Consider the following 22,223-nt stretch of genomic DNA (forward strand, 5'->3'; position numbering starts at 1 on the left):
TTCCGGGGCGTTAAGTCTTGGTTTAGGGTCGGACTAGCGCGGGTGATAGCGAGGAATAACTAAGGGTTTACCTGATTCAGGATCGGTAATAATTCGGCAACGTAGGCCGAATACTGCCTCAATACTTTCTTCAGTCACTATGGTTTCTGGCCATCCTTCGGCAAAAATCTTCCCTTCTTTTAGCATGATAAGATGAGTGGCATAGCGTAGCGCCTGATTAATGTCGTGCAAGACCAGCACCAGCGTTTTGCCCTGCTGATGCAATTGCTGACATAAATCCAGCATTTCAATCTGATGGGCGATATCCAGATAGGTAGTCGGCTCATCCAGTAACACGATTGGAGTATGCTGTGCCAAAGTCATGGCAAACCACGCCCGCTGGCGTTGCCCACCGGATAATTCACTGACCATCTGTTGCGCTAATGGCTCCAGGTTGACCGCCTTTATAGCTGCGCGAACGATATTATCGTCTGCGGCAGACCATTGACGAAAAAAGGATTGGTGGGCATAGCGACCCCGCGAAACCAAATCGAAGACCGTCAGGGCTTCGGAGACGCCAGCGCCTTGGGAAAGTAGCGATAGCTGGCGGGCTAAGGCTTTAGCTCTGAAATGCTGAATATTTTGCCGATCCAGTTTGATACAGCCACTTTGTGGCGATAAACCGCGACTTAACGCGCGTAATAGCGTCGATTTTCCACAACCATTTGGCCCAATAATTACGCTAAAAGCTCCGTTTTTAATGCCTACGCTGAGTTTATCGACGACAGTCCGCGGGCCGTAGCTTAAAGACAATAATTGAGTCGTTAAGCGTGGCTCATCGGTGTGGTACTGCGTTGCGGCCAATGACTCCGAGGATAATAGCGTAGAAGGGCAGTCTAACTCGCGTGGGGACGTCATTTTATTCTCCTGACTTCAGCGTACAGCAAATACATCAAATAGATACCGCCAACGGCTGCGGTGATTACGCCGACCGGAAGCCGGGAAGGCGTGGGCAGCAGCAGAGTGATAATATCTGACGCCAGCAGCAGTAGTGCGCCCATCAACGCGGTGCACAGCAGGGCAATTCCTTTGGAGCGGAGCAGATGGCGGGTAATTTGCGGCGCAGATAAAGCGATAAATGCCACCGGGCCAACCACCAATACCGCTGCGGTAGCCAAAGTTATTGCCAGTAACAGACTCAACAAATGTGTCAGACCAATATTGACGCCCAATGACTGGGCAACTCCGCTCCCCAGACTTAGAAAGTTGAGTTGACGACTGAGATACACCAACCCCGGTGTCACTACGCTTAACGTTAGGCCGATAAGGCATACGTCGCGCCAGTTTTTCTCCGCCAGGCTGCCGCTGAGCAATGCGGCCATCTGGTTTGCCTGTTCCAGCCGTACTTGCGAAATGGCGAAGTTGACGAATGCCATGCAAAGCGCACCGACGGCAATACCTGAAATAACAATTTTTCCCGAATGAGATAGGTTGTTAATGCTGCCTGCATAGACCAATGCGACGGCGCAACAGGCACCGAGGAAGGCACCTACGGGGACAGGAATGACGCCCGGCCAGAGCAACAGGGTGGCCACTACGCCCGCGGAGGCACCGGCGGTAATGCCAATAATATCCGGGCTGCCTAATGCGTTACGGGTAGTGGTCTGGAAAATGGCGCCAGAAATTGCCAATGCGGCTCCGGCTCCTAATGCGACTAAAGCGCGGGGAAGCCGCAATTGCAGCAAAATAAAATGTTCAAATTGACTGCCTTGCCCGGAAAGGACATTGAGCGTTTTTTCCCATTCAAACCCGTTAGGGCTCAATACCATGGCGATAAGCAGGCCTAACAATAGAGTCGGTAACATCAATAGTAGATAACGCTGTGTAGTGGGAACCGGAGCCAAAAACACCCAAGATCCCAGCGTTAGCGTTTTACAGGAATTAGTGGGAGGCATCGGCAAATCCTTTTTTACGATTGGCGACCGCATAAAGCAATGGGCCACCCACGGCGGCGGTAATCACGCCGACCATCACTTCGCCTGGAGCAATAATCACTCTGGCGATGATATCGGCAGTTAACAGTAGAATTGGCCCGACCAACAGGCTGTAGGGCAACAGCCAACGGAAATCGCTGCCAATCATGGCACGAACCAAATGAGGTGCGGCCAGACCGATAAAGGCGATTGGACCTGCCAGTGCCGTTGCCGCTGCGGCCAGCATGGTCGCGCCAATTAAGGCCAGTAGCCGGATTTGGACCGTATTGGCACCCAGCGCGGTGGCGATATTTTCACCGAAAACCATGATGTTAAGGGACGGCGCAATAGCGAGAACGAGGGCTAATCCGCCGATAAAATAGGGCACCACCGGCAACATCGCCATCATCGACATACCCGACAGCGAGCCAAGCACCCAGAAGCGATAGTTCTCTAACACGGCGGGATGGAGTAGTACCACACCTTGCACATAGGCGAACAGGCAGGCATTGATCGCCGCACCAATCAGTACCAGACGGGTTGGATTACTATTAGGTTTGCCGCCGCTTAACAGATAAAACAGCAGGGTTGCCAGCGCGGCACCGATCAATGCAGGCCAAAAGCGAGAAATAGCAGCCAGCGCAGGAAAAAAGGCAAAGCTGACGATGATAGCCGATGCACCCGCGTTGACGCCCAATAAACCGGGATCGCCGAGTGGATTACGTAGCAGTCCTTGCGTCACGGCTCCGGACAACGCCAGCGCCGCGCCGGCCATCAGACCTATTAAGGTTCGAGGCAATCGGGCCTCTATGACCAAATCGTGATAGTTACGGTCATCGGCGCTGAAATAGTGCCAGACCGCGCTGAGAGGTAAGGGTTTGGCTCCTAACGTCAGGCTGGCAACAATACAGAGTAGGGTGAGCAGCAAGAGTCCCACCCAGCCCCAAACGCGGCATGCTCGCTGCCGCCGATGAATCTGCTGAGTCATGGCGGAGTCTCCGAAACGGTAGCCAAATGGCGCGCTTTCTCTGCGACCAGCGGCATAAAGCGTTGCAATCCCCAATCGACGCTTAAAGGCGTGCCGTAGGACATTGCCATCACGATGGCCTGATCGGTCATTGGGATGTAGCCACCGTGGCGCACTGCCGCAATGGCATTAAATAATGGCTGCTGTTCTACTCGCTGGCGCTCCTGCTCGCTGTTGTACCAGGTCACTAGAATATCCACATCATTCAGTCGGTCAGCATTTTCCAGCCCAAGATTTGCGGCGAAACTGCCTCGGGACGCGGTCAGGTTTTTAATCGAGGGAGCCAATTGCAAGCCGGTTGCAGAGAGTGTATCTACGCGAGGATCGCCCGCGACATATATCGATAGATTGGCATTATTAGCCGCCGCTTTAATGTAAGCGAAGCGCAGTCTCGCTATGCCCGGTACCGTTTTGCCCGCGTCGGCCAGAGTGCTTTCTAATTGCAGTAGTAAATCTTGAGCCTGAGCTTCTTTACCCAAAGTATGGCCGATCAATTCAATCTGCTGGCGGGTAGACGTCAGCCAGGGCAAGCCGGGATAGGCGACCACCGGCGCGAAGCGCGACAGCTGATCGTACAGGCTTTGGCTAATACCCGACTGAGTGGCAATAATCACATCGGGCTTCAGGTTGATTAGCTGCTCGATATCCAGTTCGGGATACATGTGCAGAATTGTCGGTAGAGTTTGTCCTTGCTGTTCCAGCGCCTGACGAAACCAGGGCAGATAGCCTTGCTCGTCGCCGCCCCAGCGATGGGATTCAATGCCAATCGGAACCTGCCCCAGCGCCAGCACAATATCCTCCGATCCGGCTCCCAAAGTCACAATGCGTAGCGGCGGACGCTCAATGACCGCAGTACCGAGAGCAGTCACTACCTGCCGTGGGAAGCCTTTTTCACGAGCCGCTGTTACGCCGTCTGGCGCAGAAGCGTTATCGCAGCCGGAAAGCAAAAAAACCAGCGCCAACAGGCCGGTTAATACAGTCACTATTGTCCCCGTGCGATGACGGGCGAATCCATAGGGGCTTAGGGAATTATTTATCAATAACATTTGGGTCGAGAGTTTTTCCTTAGTGTTATCACAAGCAGCCACGGAGCCGAAAAACGCGCTCCGTGGTGTTGGCGGTATTAACAATAATCAGAAGGTGTAACGCACAGTGGCATCCACATTACGCGGCTTGCCCACTAGGTATTGGCTGTACTGACCAATTTGCGAGTAATAATGCTGATTGAATAGGTTATCCAGATTCACCGTAAGCGACAGCTGCGGAGTGAACTGATAGCGGCTCATCAGGCTGTAAACCGCAAAACTATCCTGACCCACGCGCTGCACGCCGGTCGGGCTGGTTACATCACTGTAGGTCTTGCCTTGCCAGTTGACACCGCCGCCGAGAGTCAGGTCTTTCATCGACCCTGGCAGGGTATAGGTGGTGAAAACTTTCAGGACTTTTTGCGGCGTGATCGGAGTGAAAGTTTGCCCGTTTGGCACTTGCACATGATATTGGGTATAACCGGCGAACAGGTTCCAGTTTTCAGTGACTTTCCCGCTGATTTCCGCTTCAAAACCACGGGTTTTAGTCCCGTCTACGGCATAGTAAGGGCGGCTGTTATCTGGCAGACGCGGCGCGGTGGTATCCGCCACTGGCATGTTGTCCTGACGAATTTCAAACACCGCTAACGAATAATCAATGCTGTTGTCGAAGGCGACGCCTTTCATTCCCACTTCGTAGTTTTGCCCACTGATCGGGTCCAACAGTTGGTTATCACGATTGCGGCGACTTTCCGGATTGAAGATTTCGGTGTAGCTGGTATAAACCGACAAATCGCTGTTGATGTCGTAAATCAGGCCGCTGTAGGGCACGAACTGATTTTTATATTTGGCATTTTGCGGCGTGCCGAAGTTATCGCCTCGGGTTTCCCATGTGGTTAAACGGCCACCGAGAATCAACGTTAGCGGATCGGCCAGAGAAAGCTGAGTCACCGCATATTGCGCGGTTTGATCGTTACGCCCTTTAGAACCGTAGGCGCGAGTAGTGCTCCAGATCGGTTTAGGATACTGCCAGCCCGGCTGAGTAAAATCCCCCAGTTCGGGGCAAGTACTGCGGGTGCTGCAATTGGCGGGATTGTAATAGTCGTTATCAAAATTCTGGCGTTGGTGGTTCCAGCCAAAGCCAAGCTGATGTTGACGCCCAAACAGACTGTAATGACCGTTAACCTGAATATCATAGTTTTGCTGACGGCGAGTTCCGTCAATAAGCGACATACTCCCTGGGCGCATGCCGATATTGGTCGTACGATCCGGATAACCATCTGCCCACATCACGTTTTGCAGCAGTTTGTCATTATCAAAAGTAAAGGTACCCTTGATGTTCCAGCCGTTGTCGAACTGGTGTTGCAGGCTGCTAAACAACGACTGGGTTCGGGTTTCGGAAGAAGTCCAGTCAGGCGCGGTGCTGGCCGAACGACCGTAATGAGTTCGGCCACTGTCGCTGTAAAACAGCGGCAACCCGCCAAACATGCCCCCTTGGGTCATATTGCGTTGAGTATCGGCGCCGATGGTCAGCAGGGTGTCTGGCGTCAGATCCACTTCCAGAATGCCGTAAAATGGATTGCTGCTTTGTTTGTATCGGTCAACGAAAGAATGGGTATCCTGATACGCCGTGACAAAACGCCCGCGGACGCTGCCATCGCTATTCAGCGGACCAGAAAGATCCAGCGTAGTACGCCATTTATCCCATGAGCCAACGCCGGCAGAAACGCTGCCGCGAAAATCCTGAGTCGGACGTTTACGTACCAGATTAATCACAGCCGATGGGTTTCCCGGCCCGGTCATTAAACCCGCCGCACCACGTACCACTTCAATCCGATCGAACATATCGGTATCCAGCGTGTTATCGCCGTAATTAAAGCGGGTATCGTAAAAAGTGGCTACGCCGTCGCGCATAATATTATTCACGCTCATGCCGCGTGAAGTAAAACCGAAGCGATCGCTATCGAACTGACGAACGTTCAGGCCGGTAATATTATTGACCGCGCTTTCTACGCTGGTCAGGTTTTGATCGCGCATACGCTGTTTCGTCAGAATACTGACCGACTGTGGCGTTTCGCGAGCAGAAATATTCAGACCGGTGGCCGTAGACATTGAAGAGGTATTATAACTGCCGCTGTCTTCCGTTACACCTGGGTGGTTTAGCGGCGAGGCAATCACGGTCATGGTGGTTTCTTCAGCGCTGTTTTTCGGTGATGACTTCGCGCTGTCATTATGATTATCGCTGGCGGCATAGGCGCTCCCCAATAGCGATAAATTAGCGGCAAGAGCCCATGCCACGGGTTTAACTCTGTGTGAAGGTTGCAGGCGAATCGGGTTCTTGCCGTCACTTCTTTTCATTATTCTTTTCACCAAATATCAGGTTGTGCCACTGGGGTGGGCAGCGACCCACGCCGCTGCCGTCATTAATTAACCTGCCGTTTTAAAGGCATGAATCGGGTTTGCTAAGGTGCCAGCAAATTTGAGATTCTTCTCCCGATCGTCGAGATCGATCATTTGCTGGTTATTGGCCATTTGCAGGCGATTCAGACAGGTGCGAACAAAATCGGCTTTAAACAGGTCGAATTGGTTATATTTATCGGCCAGTGCCGGATGCTGAGCCTGATAGGCATAAATGCAGTCCGCGACTAATTTCCAGAATTGGCGTTCGGGCAGTCCCAGATCTTTTTGTAGAATTGGCGTGAGATAACGGAAGAAACAGTCAAAAATATCCAGGAAAATATAATTGATCTTCATATCGTCTTCGATAGTGACATGCAGATCTTTAATCTCCTCGGGCAGTGTTATATCGCCGTTAAGAATGGCAATTTCTTCTCCGATATCTTTCATTAACACATGTACCGGAACGTTATTCTCCAGAACCAACATCAGGTTTTCCCCGTGAGGCATAAAGACCAGATCGTAGGTGAAGAAGGCGTGCAATAACGGAGAAAGATAGGCATCCAGATAATGTGCAATCCATTTATCTGCGTCTAAACCAGAAGAATGAACTAATGCGGCCACGACCGAATGACCGGTATTATCCCGGTGCAAGAGAGAGGCCATGGTCATTAAACGCTGATGGCTGGCGAGTAAGGGGATTGGGCTTTCTCGCCATAGCGCTGAAAGCATTTTCTTATGCGGATTGTCTTTAATCAGCGCGGTTTCGAAATAATCATTGAAATAGCCCATTGCTGCGCGTTCCCGCAGGAGGGTAAATTTTTTCTGTTGAAAGAATGGATCTTGGGAAACCAACGTTGCCAGCCATTCATTCACTAGCGGCGTGGTGGCCATACTGTGCGGGGAAAGCCCGCGCATAAAGCCCATATTCAGAATCGACAGCGCCGTTTTAACGTAATTCTTTTGCGGATTAGCGATATTAAAAAATGTGCGAATTGACTGTTGGGCTAGGTAGCTATCCTGCCCTTGGCCCAGATAAACAATGTCATTGCGTGCTATATCGGCGGCAAAGCTAGTGGCAATTCTTTCGTACCATTGCCACGGATGTAATGGCATAAAGAAATAGTCGTTAGCGTTCAGGCCACGGGAGGTTAACTGACGGAGGAAATCTTCTGTCTGGTCATTCCCCAGTTCTTCCTGCATTAACTGCTGATAACTGAGACCAGTTAAACTGGCAAAAACGGTTTTATTTTGGTGTACCGCAATCCAGATAAGTTTGATCGAATGAGCACTTTCCGGCGCAAAGTGAGCATAATCTGCAATATCAAACCCAATGCGACCATTATTAGCAATAAAAACCGGATGCCCTTCGCTCATCGCTGTTTCTACACTTTGGTAGTCTGCCTGAGTTAACTGTGTCGAACTCAGATTATTATGGTGATATTTAAATGCGTGACCATAAAGAGTGCTGGAGATCTCATCTAAATAGACTGGCAGCATTTTTTCGGAAATACAAAGCAGGCTATTTAATTCAATGATAAGTTGTAACGCATCCAGTGGCTGCGGTTTACCCTCCACGGTTTTGGTTAATGTATCGGTTTCAATATCCAGATGATCTAGTTGGTAAGGGTAGGCACTGAAGCGATATTCTATTTTGTTGTGATTGGAACTAACGCTGTCGGGACAAAAACTATAGCGACAAAGGCCATTCGCCTGCGTTTCCAGACGGGTTGGTGCGATTAATTTCTCATGGCTAAGTTCACGCAGTATTTTCCCAACTAAATGGGTATTCGCTCGAGACCAGTTCTCGCCATTAAGATGTTGGATATAGTTATCATTGAATTTCCGCGTTGAAGCCATCTCTATAGTGTCCCTATTGAAGAGTAGAATTTCAGGGAATAATAAGCCCAGACATACCTGAGGGATTGATATCCATGCTCAAGGTGTTCCTATTTGTCATTTGGCTAACGTTAAGAGAAAACGATTATTATTCCGTTCAAAGCGGGATATATATAGCATTATAAATTTTTTGATGCAAATAATTATCATTTCGATATTGATAATTGCATTTGTCGGTTTTTAACTGACTATATCATTGAATATTATGTGTTTTATTTTATCAGGTTGTTACGTATCAAACTGACTTAAGAACTGTTTTAGCATGTTTCCAGTAAAATCTGACCAGCCGTTTTCCAGATATATATCCAGTTAAAATGTCATGATATTAGTTTTGCTTTTCCCTCTAAAATAATAAGGTTAATCGACGGGGAAGGAACCTGAAAATCAGAATTTAATGAATTCAAGATGGATTTATTATTGGTTTAATTTTGGTTTTGTTATCCGCTTTTATTACGGCGTTCTTTATTCATATGCCTATTTTTCATTTATTATAACTTTATTGCATGATAAGTGGTTTTGAGGCGTAATTATAATTGGTTAATTTTAATCCTAGGTCGACAATGAAATGGATACATGTCACCAATATTAATTCACTATGCCAATGATTATCTATGAAATGATTATATATACATCTATTTTTATAAAAATAATTCAATAATTATTACAATATAACTCCATGTTTTAATTAAATTTTTAAATTTTTTCCATAAAGGGATAAAAATAAATTCCAATATTCTTGCGTTTTATAATAACCGTCTATAATTAATTTTGTATAACTACTTAGGCAGTTATCAATCATCTTTTTATATTTTTTTAGTCATACTGCTGCATGATCGCGGCAGCTGGAAGCCTGTGTCTTTAATTTATTATTAGATTAATTCATTGGCTATATTCGGTTAAATTGCACTTAAGCCAAATTACTTGGAACTTTATCTATGAAAGCAAGTAGTAATAAAACTGTCGATCAGTTTGATGCTGCTGTAGCGCGTAATGGCTATAATGCGGTAAATGAGTTATTACAGTATCACGCGCGTGGTGATGACCTGATAAGAAATGGCAAACCGTCTTACTCTACTGAAGACGCGGGGTTACAGATTACCCGTACCGGGCAAACCTGGAATGGTAAAAATGTTTTTGATCAGCCAGTAAAGCTGACCTATTCATTTTTAAACAGTGTTAGCAAAATTCCGAGTGGCGATAAGGGTTTTGTCAAATTCAATCCTGCGCAAATCGAAACGGCTAAGTTGTCATTACAGTCGTGGGCGGATGCCGCCAATATTACTTTCACAGAAATCGCGTCCAGCCAGAAAGCCAATATTACTTTTGGTAATTATACGCTTTCCCACGACGGTTCTCCGGCCGATTCCCAGGCTTATGCGTATTTACCGGGTAGCGGGAGTCCGTCCGGTTCGACCTGGTATAACTACAATGTCGATAATATTCGTAGCCCAAATACCATGGAATACGGCCGCCAGACTATAACTCATGAGATTGGACATGCACTGGGGCTTAGCCATCCGGGTAATTATAATGCGGGTCAAGGTTATCCGTCTTATAAGGATGTAACCTACGCGGAAGACACTCGTCAGTTCAGTATTATGAGTTACTGGGGTGAGAAAAATACCGGTGGCGATAACAAAGGCCATTACGCCGCCGCACCTCTTTTAGATGATATTTCCGCGGTCCAACATTTGTACGGTGCAAATATGACGACCCGCGCCGGCGATACTATTTACGGTTTCAATTCAAACACCGATCGTGATTATTACACCGCGACCGATAGCAGCAAGGCGTTGATATTCTCCGTATGGGATGCCGATGGCAACGATACTTTCGACTTCTCCGGCTATAGCAATAATCAGCGTATTAATCTGAACGAAAAATCTTTCTCTGACGTGGGCGGGCTGAAAGGCAACGTATCTATTGCCGCAGGCGTAACCATCGAAAATGCCATTGGCGGTTCCGGTAATGATGTCATCGTGGGTAATGATGCGCGCAATACCTTAATAGGTGGCGATGGCGACGATGTGTTATTCGGCGGCGGCGGGGCGGACGTGCTGTGGGGTGGCGCGGGTAAAGATATTTTTGTCTTTGCTCAAGTAAGCGACTCCACACCGAAAGCTACCGACTGGATCATGGATTTCGAAAGAGGTATCGATAAGATCGATCTTTCGGCCTTTAATCTGGGTAAAAGCGGTGGCCTGCATTTTGTCGATAACTTCAGCGGTAAAGCAGGTGAAGCCATGCTGACTTATGACGCAGGAAGCAACGTAAGCGATTTAGCATTAAATATCGCTGGCGACCGGTCATTCGCAGATTTCCTAGTGAAGATTGTTGGGCAACCGGCTCAGGCGACAGATTTTATTGTTTGATAGCTTAGATTCTTGAAATAAAAACAACGTCTAATGATTTTTATTAGACGTTGTTAATGACTTAAATCAGAAACTCCGGAATAAGCTAATAGGATTTTTCTGGGAAAATAACGCGTAAATTTAATGGTTGTAATTAGGATTTATCTTTTTTAAATTCATGCTGATTATTATTACTTGTTTTTAATAACGTAAAACATATAATCAAAACGCATTTTGATGATTAAACAAATTATCTTTATGTATTAATTAGTCTGAAAATAATTGTATATATGAAGTATGTTTTTATGTAATGCCACTACAAAGGAGATGACATGGATTTGCATTTTTTACACGGGTAAATCTTACCCGTTAATGAGTGTAGATAGTCGCCGTGGTGGTGAGTTTATTTAATTACAAGGAACTTAACGTTGAAAACAATCAAGAAGACATCTGACGCTCAACTCGCCTCAAATAATCATATGGAAGGTTATAGTGATGTAATCAATCTATTCTTAGATTCTGTTCGTGGCGATGGCGTTACCACTACTAGCGGTAAAGCGAGTTATGCTTTGGATAAAGCCGTATTGCAGTTAAATCGCGGTGGATTAAGTTGGAATGGTAAAATGAATTTAGGGCAGGATGCCGATCTTAAATATTCATTTTTAGACCACAATTCCAAAATTCCTACTGGGATTAACGGATTCATTAAATTTAATCCGGAGCAGGTAATTCAAACTAAACTTGCACTCCAATCCTGGTCTGATGTTGCTAATGTCCATTTCACTGAAGTCGGTCCAACGGAGAAAGCCAATATTACATTGGGCAACTATTCGTTAACCTCTACTGGCCAGTTAGCGGGCGGTCAGGCATTTACCAGCACCAGTTATTACAGTGATGGCAAAATTGCAAACGCGGGTACCTGGTATAATTACAACGTGGATAATATTCGCGAGCCAGGCTCAATGGAATATGGTCGCTTAACATTGGCACATGAATTAGGCCATGCTCTGGGGCTGAGCCATCCAGCGGATTATAACGCGGGTCAAGGCAATACCTTTAAAGCTGATGCGGTTTACGGCGAAGATACTCGTCAGTTCAGTATTATGAGTTATTGGGATGAAACTCAATCTGGAGCGGATCATCAAGGGCACTACGGATTAACGCCATTGGTGGACGATATTGCAGCAATTCAACGTTTGTACGGGGCTAATATGAGCACGCGTACTGAAGATAATACTTACGGTTTTAACTCCAATACTCATCGTGACTCTTTCACTTTGGCGGATAGCAGCGATCAGAAAGTGTTCTCCGTTTGGGATGCGGGTGGCAACGACACCTTTGATTTCTCAGGCTATAGCGTTGATCAACGCATTAATCTGGAAGCGACGTCATTCTCTGACGTAGGCGGCCTGAAAGCTAACGTTTCCATTGCGGCGGGTGTCACTATCGAGAATGCGATTGGCGGTTCCGGTAATGACGTCATCATTGGTAATGAAGCCAATAATGAGTTGCGCGGCGGAGCGGGTAATGACGTGCTGTTTGGCGGCGAAGGTGCAGATAAAATGTGGGGCGGCAGCGGCAGCGATATCTTTGTTTACGGTCGCGCCACGGATTCGACACTGGCCAACCCTGACTGGATTATGGATTTTGAAGGCGGTATCGATAAAATCGATCTGTCGGGATTCCATGTTGGGACAGGTGGAATTCATTTTGTCGATTACTTCTCCGGTTCTGCGGGTGAAGCATTATTAACTTACAATCCTGACACTAATATCAGCGATTTGGCTGTGAATATCGGTGGTGCAGAAGCCATTCCTGATTTCCTGGTGAAAATTGTGGGTCAGCCAATGCAGGCGACTGACTTTATCGTCTGATAGAAAAAGTGAAATATAGCCAATGTCTGATTGATTAAATCAGGCGTTGGCTATGAATAAAAAATTAATGGCAGGTTTTGTCTGTGTTTTTTATGAGAATAAGATAAATCTATAAGTTATTGACTAATAATTTTTAGGAATATTTTTATTTATTATAAAGAAAATATTTTCCTTAATAAGATTTATGATTAAAAGATTTATCACGTAGGGTGGTTTTACGGCAGCGGTATAGTGATTTTAATTATTCATTAGTGGATACCCAGATCGCTAAAGCATTTTGTGTTAAAGGTGCTTGCAGCCGTACAGTTCGAAAAATCTGTGAACGGTGATGCTTTTGAATTGAGGGTCATGACAAAAGCATTGGTTTTATCTAACCAAACTATCCGGAATATACGTGATGAAGCAAAGTAAAAATAAAATAACAGAGCAGGGACAACATAATGAATATCAGTTGGGAAGTTTATACGCGCAGGGGCTAATGGCGGGTGCAACTGATCGAATAGGCACATCGTTAAAGCAGAATAAAGTGTCGTTTACTTCGGAAGAAGCCGCCGATGCCATTACACGAACAGGTCACAGTTGGAATGGCATGAAACAAATTGATCAATCGGCAGAGGTCAATTATTTATTTTTGAACCCTAGGTATGGCGCTAAAACGCCTGCGGGTGACTCTGGGTTGACGAAATTTAACTCAGCGCAGGTCACCGCGGCAAAACAGGCAATGCAAAGTTGGGCTGACGTAGCCAATGTGACATTTAATGAAACCAGCGCGGTTCATGATGCGAATATTCGTTTTGGTAATTATGAAATTTACTCCGGGCAAGACTCTAACCCTAGCTTTAAAACCGGATATGCATATTTCCCTTGGGGGCCATCGAGTCAGGTAGGAGTATGGATTAATAACAATCATCAAGGGAATCAACGTCCAGATTTATATCAATCAGGTCATCAGACCTTAAGCCATGAAATAGGTCATGCGCTTGGGTTAAGCCATCCAGGGCGCTATGACTCTCTAAAAGGTACGCCAAATTATGGTAATGCGGGTTATGCGGAAGACAGTAGGCAGTACAGCATAATGAGCTACTGGAGTGAGTGGAATACTGGCGCTGATTTTAAAGGTTTCTATCCAGTTGGCCCTCAAATAGATGATATCGCGGCAGCTCAGCGTCTTTATGGCGCAAATATGAACACACGAACTGAAGATACTGTCTATGGTTTCAACTCAAATACGAATCGAGACTCTCTGAGCTTAAACCATAGCAGTGATAAGAAGGTGTTCGCAGTTTGGGACGCGGGTGGTAATGATGCGTTTGATTTCTCTGGCTATTCAAACAATCAACGGATTAACTTGAACGAACAGTCATTTTCCGATGTCGGCGGTTTGGAAAAAAATGTGTCCATTGCGGCGGGCGCGGTGATCGAAAACGCGATTGGTGGTTCAGGGAATGACATTTTGATGGGTAATCATGTCAGTAACATCTTAAAAGGCAACGCCGGCAACGATGTTATTTATGGTGCAGGTGGGGGAGATCATCTGTTCGGCGGCGAAGGTCGCGATACCTTCTTTTATGGCAATATCCAGGATTCAACATCAGAGAACCCGGATACTATTTATGATTTCGTCAGCGGCATAGATAAAATTGACCTGAGAGGTTTGAATATTGCTGAAAATAGTGCGCGGCTGGTGAATGAGTTCAGCGGTAAAGCAGGAGAAGCGATACTGAGTTTTGATGAGACAACCGGAATGAACGAATTTGCGTTGAATCATTCGGGCGGCGGACTTTCATCTGATTTTACCTTGAAAATTATTGGCCAACCGATGAAGGCTGCTGATTTTCTCGTTTGATAGTTGATAATAAAATATTGCCGGCGTCTGATTGACTTAATTAGACGTCGGCGATAAAAAAGAGAATAGAAAGGCTATTTTATGTTTTCTCATTAATTTCTCTGGTTATGGCGCTCGAGTTAACATAATGTTTTCTCAATTGAAAGGGATTTAATTATGAAAAACATAAAGAATGAAATGAGTGAAGTGTCTTACAGCGTTGTCCACAAAATTTGTATCATTAATAAAAGCAGTATCGATTGTCTAGATGATGGGAATGTCAATAATAACGCAAGTGGATTATATGGCGGCAAAATATTTAATTCTCCCATGCCGAGCAAAGATATTTATGCCTACAAGGATATAAAAGATCAATCCTGTTATCGAATTGATTTTATGTGGTATTTTTAATTTTTCGTCGATAGATTGGATGTTTCAGGTATGACATCGCTCCATGGGGCGAGGTTAAATGTTGTGGATGACTTTAATTGTTTATCAACGACTGGTGATGCAATGCTGGAGTATGATTCAGCTAGCGATATAACCCATTTTCACATGGCGAATGTTAATAATGGCGTTATGGAAGATCATTTTGAAGTTTCCATTATTGGTAAGCTTGGCTTGGATACGGATTTTATTTTCTAAGTCGATCAACATCTGGAATAGCACATGTACGGATATTCCTATGCGCTATTAATACAGGAGCAGTTATGGTGAAGCGGTTATTACTTCAACCTTATCGAACATTTTTGTGTGCCACTTTGGCGTTATTAACCTCAATAAGTTCTGGAGAGATTATGGCAAGCAGCCAGGTATTACCTAAAGCCAGCGATTTAAGCGGTCAATGGCAAGTACAGTTAAATAAATCAGCAGAAAAAGCCTGCAGTATTGAATTGAAGTCCACGGCAATAAAACCCAATCTCACTTGGCATGCCAGCGGCGATGTTGCCTGCTTAGAACAATTGCTGGGCAGCGCGCCACAGGGTTGGCGGCCAACGCCGGATGGTATCACCCTGACGGATCAAACCGGTGGGGCTGTGGCATTTTTTGAGCGAACCCAAGACGGTTATGAAATGACGCTACCGGATGATGCGGGAGTAATGATATTACGCCGCGTACAGGATTAATTTTCGTTACGGATAATCTGATGACTTCACTTTTACCTAAGAGTGAAGTCAGAAAATAATTATCGCCCGCCAGAAAGCCGTTAAGGAAAGGTTATGGTTTCTCATCCAATTCGCAATTATGACCGGTTACGAGAGGCGCTGGGCGCATGTCGACGGAGTTTTTACGGCGTCGGCATTTTCAGCGCCATTATTAATATACTGATGTTGGCGCCCTCCCTGTATATGTTGCAGGTTTATGACCGGGTTCTGGCCTCCGGCAATGAAATGACATTGCTGATGCTAACGATCCTGATGGTTGGCTTATGTTTTTTTATGGGCGCGCTAGAGTGGGTACGCAGTTTGGTGGTAATTCGCCTCGGTACCCGATTAGATTTGCGATTGAATAAACAGGTATTTAACGCCGCTTTTGAACGTAATTTGCGGGATGGAGATTCTAAAGCTGGGCAGGCGCTGACGGATCTTACCCAATTACGCCAGTTTGTTACCGGTAATGCCCTGTTTGCCTTTTTTGATGCGCCATGGTTCCCTCTGTTCCTGGCGGTCGTATTTTTGCTGCATCCGTGGCTCGGCATGTTGGCATTAGGCGGCGCTGTCTTTCTGATTTTCCTCACTTGGCTCAACCAATACGTAACTCGCCGCCCTCTGGCAGAAGCGAATAAACTATCGATGCAAGCGACTCATCAGGCAAATACCCATTTACGCAATGCGGAAGTGATCGAAGCCATGGGAATGTTGGGAAATATGCGCAATCGGTGGTTGTCCCAACACTATGGATTTATTCGCCAGCAGAATCTTGCCAGTGAACGTTCAGCTGGCGTTAATGCTTTGTCGAAAAGTTCCCGCATAATCTTGCAATCACTGATGCTGGGGCTGGGGGCTTTGTTGGCGGTGAAAGGAGATATTACTGCTGGAATGATGATCGCCGGTTCCATTTTGGTGGGGCGAGTGCTGAGCCCAATCGATCAACTGATTGGCGTGTGGAAACAATGGGTTGCGGCTCGTCAAGCATGGCATCGGCTGCATTTGTTGCTCGATAATCACCCGCATCGCGAAGACGCAATGGCGCTGCCCGCGCCGACCGGTCATTTAAGCGTCGAGCATATCAGTTTCCGCCCGAATCATAACCAAGCGCCGCGTTTGCATAATATCCATTTCGCTTTACAGGCTGGAGAGACTCTGGGGATTCTTGGCGCTTCTGGCTCAGGTAAATCTACGTTAGCACGCCTGTTGGTGGCCGTACAGCCGCCGACGCAAGGCACGATCAGGCTGGATTCGGCAGATATGAATCAGTTGGATAAAGAAATTTCCGGGGTTTATATCGGCTATCTTCCTCAGGATATTCAACTGTTCAGTGGCACCTTGGCGGAGAATATCGCCAGATTTGGCGAACCAGACGCAGAAAAAGTGGTCGCCGCCGCTAAGCTGGCTGGCGTTCACGAACTGATACTTTCTTTGCCACAGGGCTATGACACGGTGCTTGGGGAAGGCGGCGCGGGCCTGTCGGGTGGGCAGCGTCAGCGTATTGCGCTGGCTCGTGCGGTTTATGGCGATCCTTGTCTGTTGGTGCTGGATGAACCCAATGCCAGTCTGGATATGGAAGGGGATCGCGCTTTGTTAATGGCGTTGGATGCCCTACAAAAGCGCGGCTGTACGCTGATTTTGATCACTCACCGACCGGCGTTAACGGCGCGGGCTCACAAGCTGTTGATTCTGAATCAAGGACAGCAGCAGCGGTTCGGTCCCGCAGGGGAAGTGATGGCGGAGTTGCAGCAGTTGAACGCGGCAAATCAACCTGCATTGAAACGCGAGCCGCAAACGGCGGGAATTCCGGGTTGAGTGACAATAAAAGAGAAACCAGGCATATGTCCGAAGACAATAAAAAAACGGAACTGGCATTTTTACGGGAAGTACAACATAGCGAGAATCGGGCGTTGTACTGGGGATGGGGGCTGGTCTTGGCCGGATTTGGCGGCTTTATGCTATGGGCGCTGTTAGCACCGCTGGATAAAGGCGTTCCGGTTACGGGCACCGTGGTAGTTTCCGGCAATCGTAAGGCCATTCAACATCCTGAAGGCGGTATCGTCGATCGTATTATGGTTCACGATGGCGATCGGGTTGAGGCCGGAGAGGTCTTAATCACCTTAAATGCTGTGCGGGCGCGTTCTGCCAGCGATGGGCTGACGTCTCAATATCATCAATTATTAGCCAATGAAGCGCGTCTTTTAGCCGAGCAAAAAGGCGAGTCACAGTTAGTTATAACGCCCCGTTTGCAGCAGAGCCGTGAGCAAAAAGGTATGGTGGAAATTCTGGCTTTGCAGCAGCAATTGCTGAACAGTCGGCAGCAGGCGTTGCAAATGGAAACTGATGCGCTGAACGCCAATATTGCCGGATTACAGGCTGCGATGGGTGCACAAAAGCAGGTGAGGAGTAATAAAAACAGTCAGCGGCAGGCGTTATCCCAGCAGCTGGACGGTTTGAAATCTTTGGCAGATGAAAACTATGTCCCGCGAAATAAAATGCTGGAAACCAAACAGCTTTATTCACAACTTAATGGCGAAATTGCGCAGATCGGCGGCGAAATCACCCGTGGAGAGCGTGAAATTCAGGAACAGGGATTGAGAATTAAGCAGCGCCAGCAAGAGTATCAAAAAGAAGTCAATACTCAGTTGGCGGAGGTGCAATCTACATTAACGGAAGTGGCTAGCCAGTTGGAAAAGGCAGATTTCGATTTAGCTAATGTCCAGATGCGCTCGCCGGTGGCCGGGACCGTGGTGGAAATGAAAGTCTTTACCGAAGGTGGCGTGATTGCTGCCGGTCAATCGCTGATGGAGATCGTGCCTGATAACCAGCCGCTGTTTGTCGATGCGCGAGTACCGGTGGAAATGGTGGATAAAATTCACCCTGGGCTGCCGGTGGAACTGCAATTTACCGCATTTAATCAGAGCACTACGCCAAAAGTAGAAGGTTCGGTGAAGCTGATATCTGCCGACAGAGTGTTGGATGAACGCACTCAGGAACCTTATTACAGTCTGCGGGTTGAGGTCAGTGATGCAGGGCGGCAAAAACTGGATGGTTTACAGATTAAGCCCGGAATGCCGGTTCAGGGTTTTGTTCGCACCGGTGAACGTTCGTTGATCAACTATCTGTTTAAACCTCTGATGGATCGCCTACATATGGCATTAACGGAAGAGTAGGGAGCGCAGGATGCCATTAACGTTACGAATCATTTTTCTCACCTTATTAGTATTACCGGGGAGGGGAAACGCATTGGGTCTGTTGGATGCGTGGGAACTGGCGGTGCGCCACGATCCGCAATATCAGGCTGCGGGTTATGAAAGAGACGCCGGTCAGGAAGAAGAGGCGTTGGGGCTGTCAGGACTACTGCCCACGGTGCAATACAGTTATGGCGCTAACAATAACTCTTCCACGGTAAGCCAGACGGATAACCGAAGCAGCAGCAAAGTGAAGCGCGATTATGATAGCTATGTCTCGATGTTATCTTTACGTCAGCCGCTGATTGATTACGGGGCGTACGCACGCTATCGGCAGGGGATCGCACGTAAACTCTTTGCCGATCAACGTTTTCGCGATAAAAGTCAGGAATTGATCGTGCGTTTGTATCGCGCTTATAGCAGTGCGCTATTGGCGCAGGAAAAGAAATCTCTGCTGGAGGCGCAGCTACGCGCGTATCAGGAGCAAATTCAGTTGAATCGCCGGTTGCTGGCTGCCGGGGAAGGCACTCAAACCGATATTGATGAAACCGCCGCGCGTTTGACTCTGACTCAGGTACAGCTAATCGAGCAGCAGGATGCGCTGGATAGTCAGCTAACCGAGTTGGAAAATATGATTGGCCGCTCGGTGGATCTGGCGGAGTTACGGCCACTTACGCTGGAAACTTTGCCGCAAAATATCAGCGATGGACGGACATTGGCTCAATGGCGAGATTTAGCCATGCGGCATAATGCACGCTTGGCTGGGCAGCGGAATAACCTGGATGCCAAACACTATGAAATAGAAAGTAGCCGGAGTGGACATTTACCGACGTTGCAATTAGTTGCTTCATCCCGGAATTCCCGCTCTGAATCGGAATATAACTACAATCAGAAATACGATACGCAAAGCGTCGGGCTGCAGTTAAATGTGCCTATTTATGCTGGCGGCAGCGTATCTAGCGCTACCCGACAGGCAACCGCGCACTATCAACAATCTCAGGCTGAATTAGATCAGGAAACCCGACAGGTATTGGCGGAGTTAAAGCGTCAGTTCAATTTAAGTAATAGCGGAGCAGCAAAAATCCGAGCCTGGCAAATGACAGTGGATTCGGCGCAGAAAGTTTTGATAGCAACGCGTCGTAGCGTGTTGGGGGGGGAACGAATTAATCTAGACGTGTTGCTGGCGGAACAGCAGTTATTCAATTCCAAACGGGATCTGGCCGAGGCCAAATACGGTTGGTTGCAGTCGTGGCTAGAGCTACGTTATAACGCCGGTACTTTGCAAGAGAACGATATTTTGCAATTGGCGGCCTGGTTTGAACCGGAAAAGCGCTAGCTGAACCGACAGCCTGTACAATAGGGAAGCGCGGCTTCCCTTTTTTACGTCCCTATTTTCCTATACAGAAATATTTTCACAAAGGCGTTTAGCCAGCACGCAACTTGTTCACCATATTCTTGCCCTCGATTTCATCCCCGTGGTTTAACCGTAGGTTTGTTAGAAAGGCCGTAAGCTGGATCAATGGTGTTAGACCGTATTCTGGTGGATAAAACTGATTTTTTAACCTGAATCAACATAATCAGCGTCTATTGTGGTGTATTATTCTGCCATCCCGATAGGTAGGGTTCTCCATCGGGCTTAACGTAGTCAGTTAATATGTCGATTGTCAGAGGAGAGGCGAGATGCACTCAGCGGCCGATTATATAACCTTGGGTTTGATTGTGCTTATTTTTGGTTTTTGCCTGTACGGCTTGTTTGGCGCACCAAAGCAAAAGTAACGATTATTCCTATTTCTCGCCCCACCCGTTCTGCGTGGGGCTATTTTCTTTATCGGTGTACTTTTCTACCATTCGTTATTATCTCTATCTCGTAAGATTATATTTAAAAATCATAATACTTCTTCATTTTCGTGCATGTAAATGCCCAGCTTTACTTGATTATTGTTAGGTTGAGTGAACTATCGCTAGCGTACTTTTGCAAAAAAAGCCATAGATTAAATTCGTCTAAATAACGCATTTATACTGATAAAACGATTTATCCACTGAAGTAGTAATGAAAGGGAATGGGCTATAGTTAACTTATTCTAATCAAAATGGTCTTTTAGCCGATGGGCAATGTAACGGCGGAAACGACGGGAATAAATACAACTATTCACCCTTGGTGGCTGCGGCTAACGCATTGGGTGAATGCGCTGGCTATTATTATCATGGTCACTAGCGGTTGGCGGATTTATAACGCCTCTCCACTGTTTAATTTTTCTTACCCGGATTGGATGACGCTAGGAGGATGGCTAGGTGGCGCGTTGCAATGGCATTTCGCAGCAATGTGGCTTATTTTCTTTAACGGCTTGTTTTATTTATTTATGAATACGATAACCGGAAGATTTAAAGGAAAATTCTGGCCGTTAAGCCTGTCTGCACTTTGGCAAGATATGCGAGCAGCGTTAACCGGTAAACTCAGCCATGCCGATTTGCGCCACTATAATATGGTGCAGCGTTTCCTTTATTTGGTGACCGTGCTGGCTTTAATTACTCTGGTGCTATCTGGTTTAGTCTTATGGAAGTCCGTTCAGTTTCCGTTATTGCGGGAATTACTCGGAGGCTACCCTACCGCTCGTTATATTCATTTCTTTGCTATGACCTACATCGTTTTCTTCACGCTGATTCACCTGATCATGGTGATATTGGTTCCCCGAACATTATTAGCCATGATTCGTGGGCGCTAGAGGCGAAAAATATGAAACAGAAAATCAGGGTTAACCCTGCAGTGGATGGTGACGAAGTGGTAAAAGAAGTCACGCGAATTCTGGCCAAAGGGTTGGATTCAGCCAGCCGCAGGCGTTTTCTCAATCAAGGATTGACCTTGGGCGGTGCGATGCTACTGACCGGCTGTGATTTTGATAGCGACGCGCAGATCGATTCACAGTTAATGCGAATTTCTCGTTTCAACGATCGGGTACAAGGCTGGCTGTTTAATCCCAAAAATCTGGCTCCGGTCTATCCGGAATCTATGATTACTCGCCCGTTTCCTTTTAACGCCTATTACTCTCAGGATCAAATCCGTCAGGTTAATGGGGAAAGTTTCAGGCTCGAAATAAGCGGTCTGGTTGATAATAAACACCCGTGGTCATTACCTGAGTTATATGCAATGGCGCAGGTTACGCAGGTTACCCGGCATATTTGTGTTGAAGGTTGGAGTGCTATTGGCAAATGGGGCGGTATTCCTTTTTCCCATTTCTTGCGTCTGATCGGGGCTGATTTAAACGCTAAATACGTTGGTTTTAAGTGTGCAGATGATTATTACACCAGCATTGATATGCCTACAGCATTGCACCCGCAAACTCAACTGACATTAACTTATGATGGGAAAATCCTGCCTGCGGAATATGGATTTCCGATGAAGCTACGTATGCCCACTAAATTAGGCTACAAAAACCCGAAATATATTCAGTCCATTTTCGTTACGAATACTTACCCCGGAGGCTTTTGGGAAGATCAGGGTTATAACTGGTTTGGTGGCAGCTAGTCTGCTCTCAC

17 protein-coding genes are annotated in these 22,223 nt (G+C 46.9%); 11 read left to right on the top strand and 6 right to left on the bottom strand.

Annotated features, from left to right (window positions below; genetic code table 11):
* Positions 1 to 33: 33 nt before the first annotated feature.
* The 6 genes from PL78_RS03955 to PL78_RS03980 form a co-directional block, all read right to left on the bottom strand.
* On the bottom strand, positions 34 to 897 hold the full coding sequence (locus tag PL78_RS03955; protein WP_235601003.1) for an ABC transporter ATP-binding protein: 864 nt from the start codon (positions 895 to 897) through the stop codon (positions 34 to 36).
* Positions 894 to 1,934, bottom strand: coding sequence for a FecCD family ABC transporter permease (locus PL78_RS03960; protein ID WP_064513293.1), 1,041 nt, complete (start codon positions 1,932 to 1,934; stop codon positions 894 to 896). The genes PL78_RS03955 and PL78_RS03960 overlap by 4 nt, the downstream gene beginning before the upstream one ends.
* Positions 1,921 to 2,940: a FecCD family ABC transporter permease gene (locus tag PL78_RS03965; protein WP_064513295.1), complete on the bottom strand. Its 1,020-nt coding sequence runs from the start codon at positions 2,938 to 2,940 to the stop codon at positions 1,921 to 1,923. The genes PL78_RS03960 and PL78_RS03965 overlap by 14 nt, the downstream gene beginning before the upstream one ends.
* Positions 2,937 to 4,025: an iron-siderophore ABC transporter substrate-binding protein gene (locus PL78_RS03970; protein WP_084414280.1), complete on the bottom strand. Its 1,089-nt coding sequence runs from the start codon at positions 4,023 to 4,025 to the stop codon at positions 2,937 to 2,939. Before PL78_RS03970 ends, PL78_RS03965 begins: the two co-directional genes overlap by 4 nt.
* A gap of 87 nt (positions 4,026 to 4,112) precedes the next feature.
* A complete protein-coding gene (locus PL78_RS03975) occupies positions 4,113 to 6,362 on the bottom strand; it encodes a TonB-dependent siderophore receptor (RefSeq protein ID WP_064513299.1) in 2,250 nt (749 codons plus the stop codon).
* Between the two features lie 69 nt (positions 6,363 to 6,431).
* Positions 6,432 to 8,261: an IucA/IucC family protein gene (locus PL78_RS03980; RefSeq protein ID WP_064513301.1), complete on the bottom strand. Its 1,830-nt coding sequence runs from the start codon at positions 8,259 to 8,261 to the stop codon at positions 6,432 to 6,434.
* Between the two features lie 974 nt (positions 8,262 to 9,235).
* On the opposite strand from PL78_RS03980, the gene PL78_RS03985 reads away from it, so the two are divergent.
* The 11 genes from PL78_RS03985 to PL78_RS04030 all read left to right on the top strand — a co-directional run bounded on the left by PL78_RS03985 (position 9,236) and on the right by PL78_RS04030 (position 22,212).
* Positions 9,236 to 10,672, top strand: a complete 1,437-nt coding sequence (locus PL78_RS03985) for a serralysin family metalloprotease (protein ID WP_064513303.1) — start codon at positions 9,236 to 9,238, stop codon at positions 10,670 to 10,672.
* A 458-nt stretch (positions 10,673 to 11,130) separates the two neighbouring features.
* On the top strand, positions 11,131 to 12,525 hold the full coding sequence (locus PL78_RS03990) for a serralysin family metalloprotease (protein WP_084414281.1): 1,395 nt from the start codon (positions 11,131 to 11,133) through the stop codon (positions 12,523 to 12,525).
* A gap of 397 nt (positions 12,526 to 12,922) precedes the next feature.
* The gene (locus PL78_RS03995) at positions 12,923 to 14,371 is read left to right on the top strand and encodes a serralysin family metalloprotease (protein ID WP_064513307.1); all 1,449 of its coding nucleotides are present in this window, start codon (positions 12,923 to 12,925) and stop codon (positions 14,369 to 14,371) included.
* Between the two features lie 156 nt (positions 14,372 to 14,527).
* Positions 14,528 to 14,761: a hypothetical protein gene (locus tag PL78_RS04000; protein WP_064513310.1), complete on the top strand. Its 234-nt coding sequence runs from the start codon at positions 14,528 to 14,530 to the stop codon at positions 14,759 to 14,761.
* A gap of 63 nt (positions 14,762 to 14,824) precedes the next feature.
* Complete coding sequence (locus PL78_RS19460) at positions 14,825 to 14,995, top strand: hypothetical protein (protein ID WP_235601004.1); 171 nt, start codon at positions 14,825 to 14,827, stop codon at positions 14,993 to 14,995.
* Positions 14,996 to 15,147: 152 nt separating this feature from the next.
* Entirely contained in the window at positions 15,148 to 15,477 is a 330-nt protein-coding gene (locus tag PL78_RS04005; protein WP_064513311.1) for a protease inhibitor Inh/omp19 family protein, read from the top strand.
* A gap of 93 nt (positions 15,478 to 15,570) precedes the next feature.
* Entirely contained in the window at positions 15,571 to 17,313 is a 1,743-nt protein-coding gene (locus PL78_RS04010; RefSeq protein ID WP_064513313.1) for a type I secretion system permease/ATPase, read from the top strand.
* A 26-nt stretch (positions 17,314 to 17,339) separates the two neighbouring features.
* Positions 17,340 to 18,671 (top strand): HlyD family type I secretion periplasmic adaptor subunit, encoded by a 1,332-nt coding sequence (locus PL78_RS04015; RefSeq protein ID WP_064513315.1) that lies wholly within the window; start codon positions 17,340 to 17,342, stop codon positions 18,669 to 18,671.
* A gap of 10 nt (positions 18,672 to 18,681) precedes the next feature.
* The gene (locus tag PL78_RS04020; protein ID WP_064513317.1) at positions 18,682 to 20,025 is read left to right on the top strand and encodes a TolC family outer membrane protein; all 1,344 of its coding nucleotides are present in this window, start codon (positions 18,682 to 18,684) and stop codon (positions 20,023 to 20,025) included.
* Between the two features lie 769 nt (positions 20,026 to 20,794).
* Entirely contained in the window at positions 20,795 to 21,412 is a 618-nt protein-coding gene (locus PL78_RS04025) for a cytochrome b/b6 domain-containing protein (protein ID WP_064513319.1), read from the top strand.
* 11 nt (positions 21,413 to 21,423) lie between these two features.
* Complete coding sequence (locus PL78_RS04030; RefSeq protein WP_064513321.1) at positions 21,424 to 22,212, top strand: molybdopterin-dependent oxidoreductase; 789 nt, start codon at positions 21,424 to 21,426, stop codon at positions 22,210 to 22,212.
* Positions 22,213 to 22,223: the final 11 nt, after the last annotated feature.

Source organism: Yersinia entomophaga, assembly GCF_001656035.1.
GTDB classification, from domain to species: Bacteria; Pseudomonadota; Gammaproteobacteria; order Enterobacterales; family Enterobacteriaceae; genus Yersinia; species Yersinia entomophaga.

Coding starts and splice junctions, on each gene's coding strand:
- PL78_RS04020 (WP_064513317.1), top strand. CDS start 18,682: ATGCCATTAACGTTACGAATCATTTTTCTCACCTTATTAGTATTACCG.
- PL78_RS04015 (WP_064513315.1), top strand. CDS start 17,340: ATGTCCGAAGACAATAAAAAAACGGAACTGGCATTTTTACGGGAAGTA.
- PL78_RS03960 (WP_064513293.1), bottom strand. CDS start 1,934: ATGCCTCCCACTAATTCCTGTAAAACGCTAACGCTGGGATCTTGGGTG.
- PL78_RS03995 (WP_064513307.1), top strand. CDS start 12,923: ATGAAGCAAAGTAAAAATAAAATAACAGAGCAGGGACAACATAATGAA.
- PL78_RS04010 (WP_064513313.1), top strand. CDS start 15,571: ATGGTTTCTCATCCAATTCGCAATTATGACCGGTTACGAGAGGCGCTG.
- PL78_RS04030 (WP_064513321.1), top strand. CDS start 21,424: ATGAAACAGAAAATCAGGGTTAACCCTGCAGTGGATGGTGACGAAGTG.
- PL78_RS04000 (WP_064513310.1), top strand. CDS start 14,528: ATGAAAAACATAAAGAATGAAATGAGTGAAGTGTCTTACAGCGTTGTC.
- PL78_RS03955 (WP_235601003.1), bottom strand. CDS start 897: ATGACGTCCCCACGCGAGTTAGACTGCCCTTCTACGCTATTATCCTCG.
- PL78_RS03975 (WP_064513299.1), bottom strand. CDS start 6,362: ATGAAAAGAAGTGACGGCAAGAACCCGATTCGCCTGCAACCTTCACAC.
- PL78_RS03970 (WP_084414280.1), bottom strand. CDS start 4,025: ATGTTATTGATAAATAATTCCCTAAGCCCCTATGGATTCGCCCGTCAT.
- PL78_RS04025 (WP_064513319.1), top strand. CDS start 20,795: ATGGGCAATGTAACGGCGGAAACGACGGGAATAAATACAACTATTCAC.
- PL78_RS04005 (WP_064513311.1), top strand. CDS start 15,148: ATGGCAAGCAGCCAGGTATTACCTAAAGCCAGCGATTTAAGCGGTCAA.
- PL78_RS03980 (WP_064513301.1), bottom strand. CDS start 8,261: ATGGCTTCAACGCGGAAATTCAATGATAACTATATCCAACATCTTAAT.
- PL78_RS03990 (WP_084414281.1), top strand. CDS start 11,131: ATGGAAGGTTATAGTGATGTAATCAATCTATTCTTAGATTCTGTTCGT.
- PL78_RS03985 (WP_064513303.1), top strand. CDS start 9,236: ATGAAAGCAAGTAGTAATAAAACTGTCGATCAGTTTGATGCTGCTGTA.
- PL78_RS03965 (WP_064513295.1), bottom strand. CDS start 2,940: ATGACTCAGCAGATTCATCGGCGGCAGCGAGCATGCCGCGTTTGGGGC.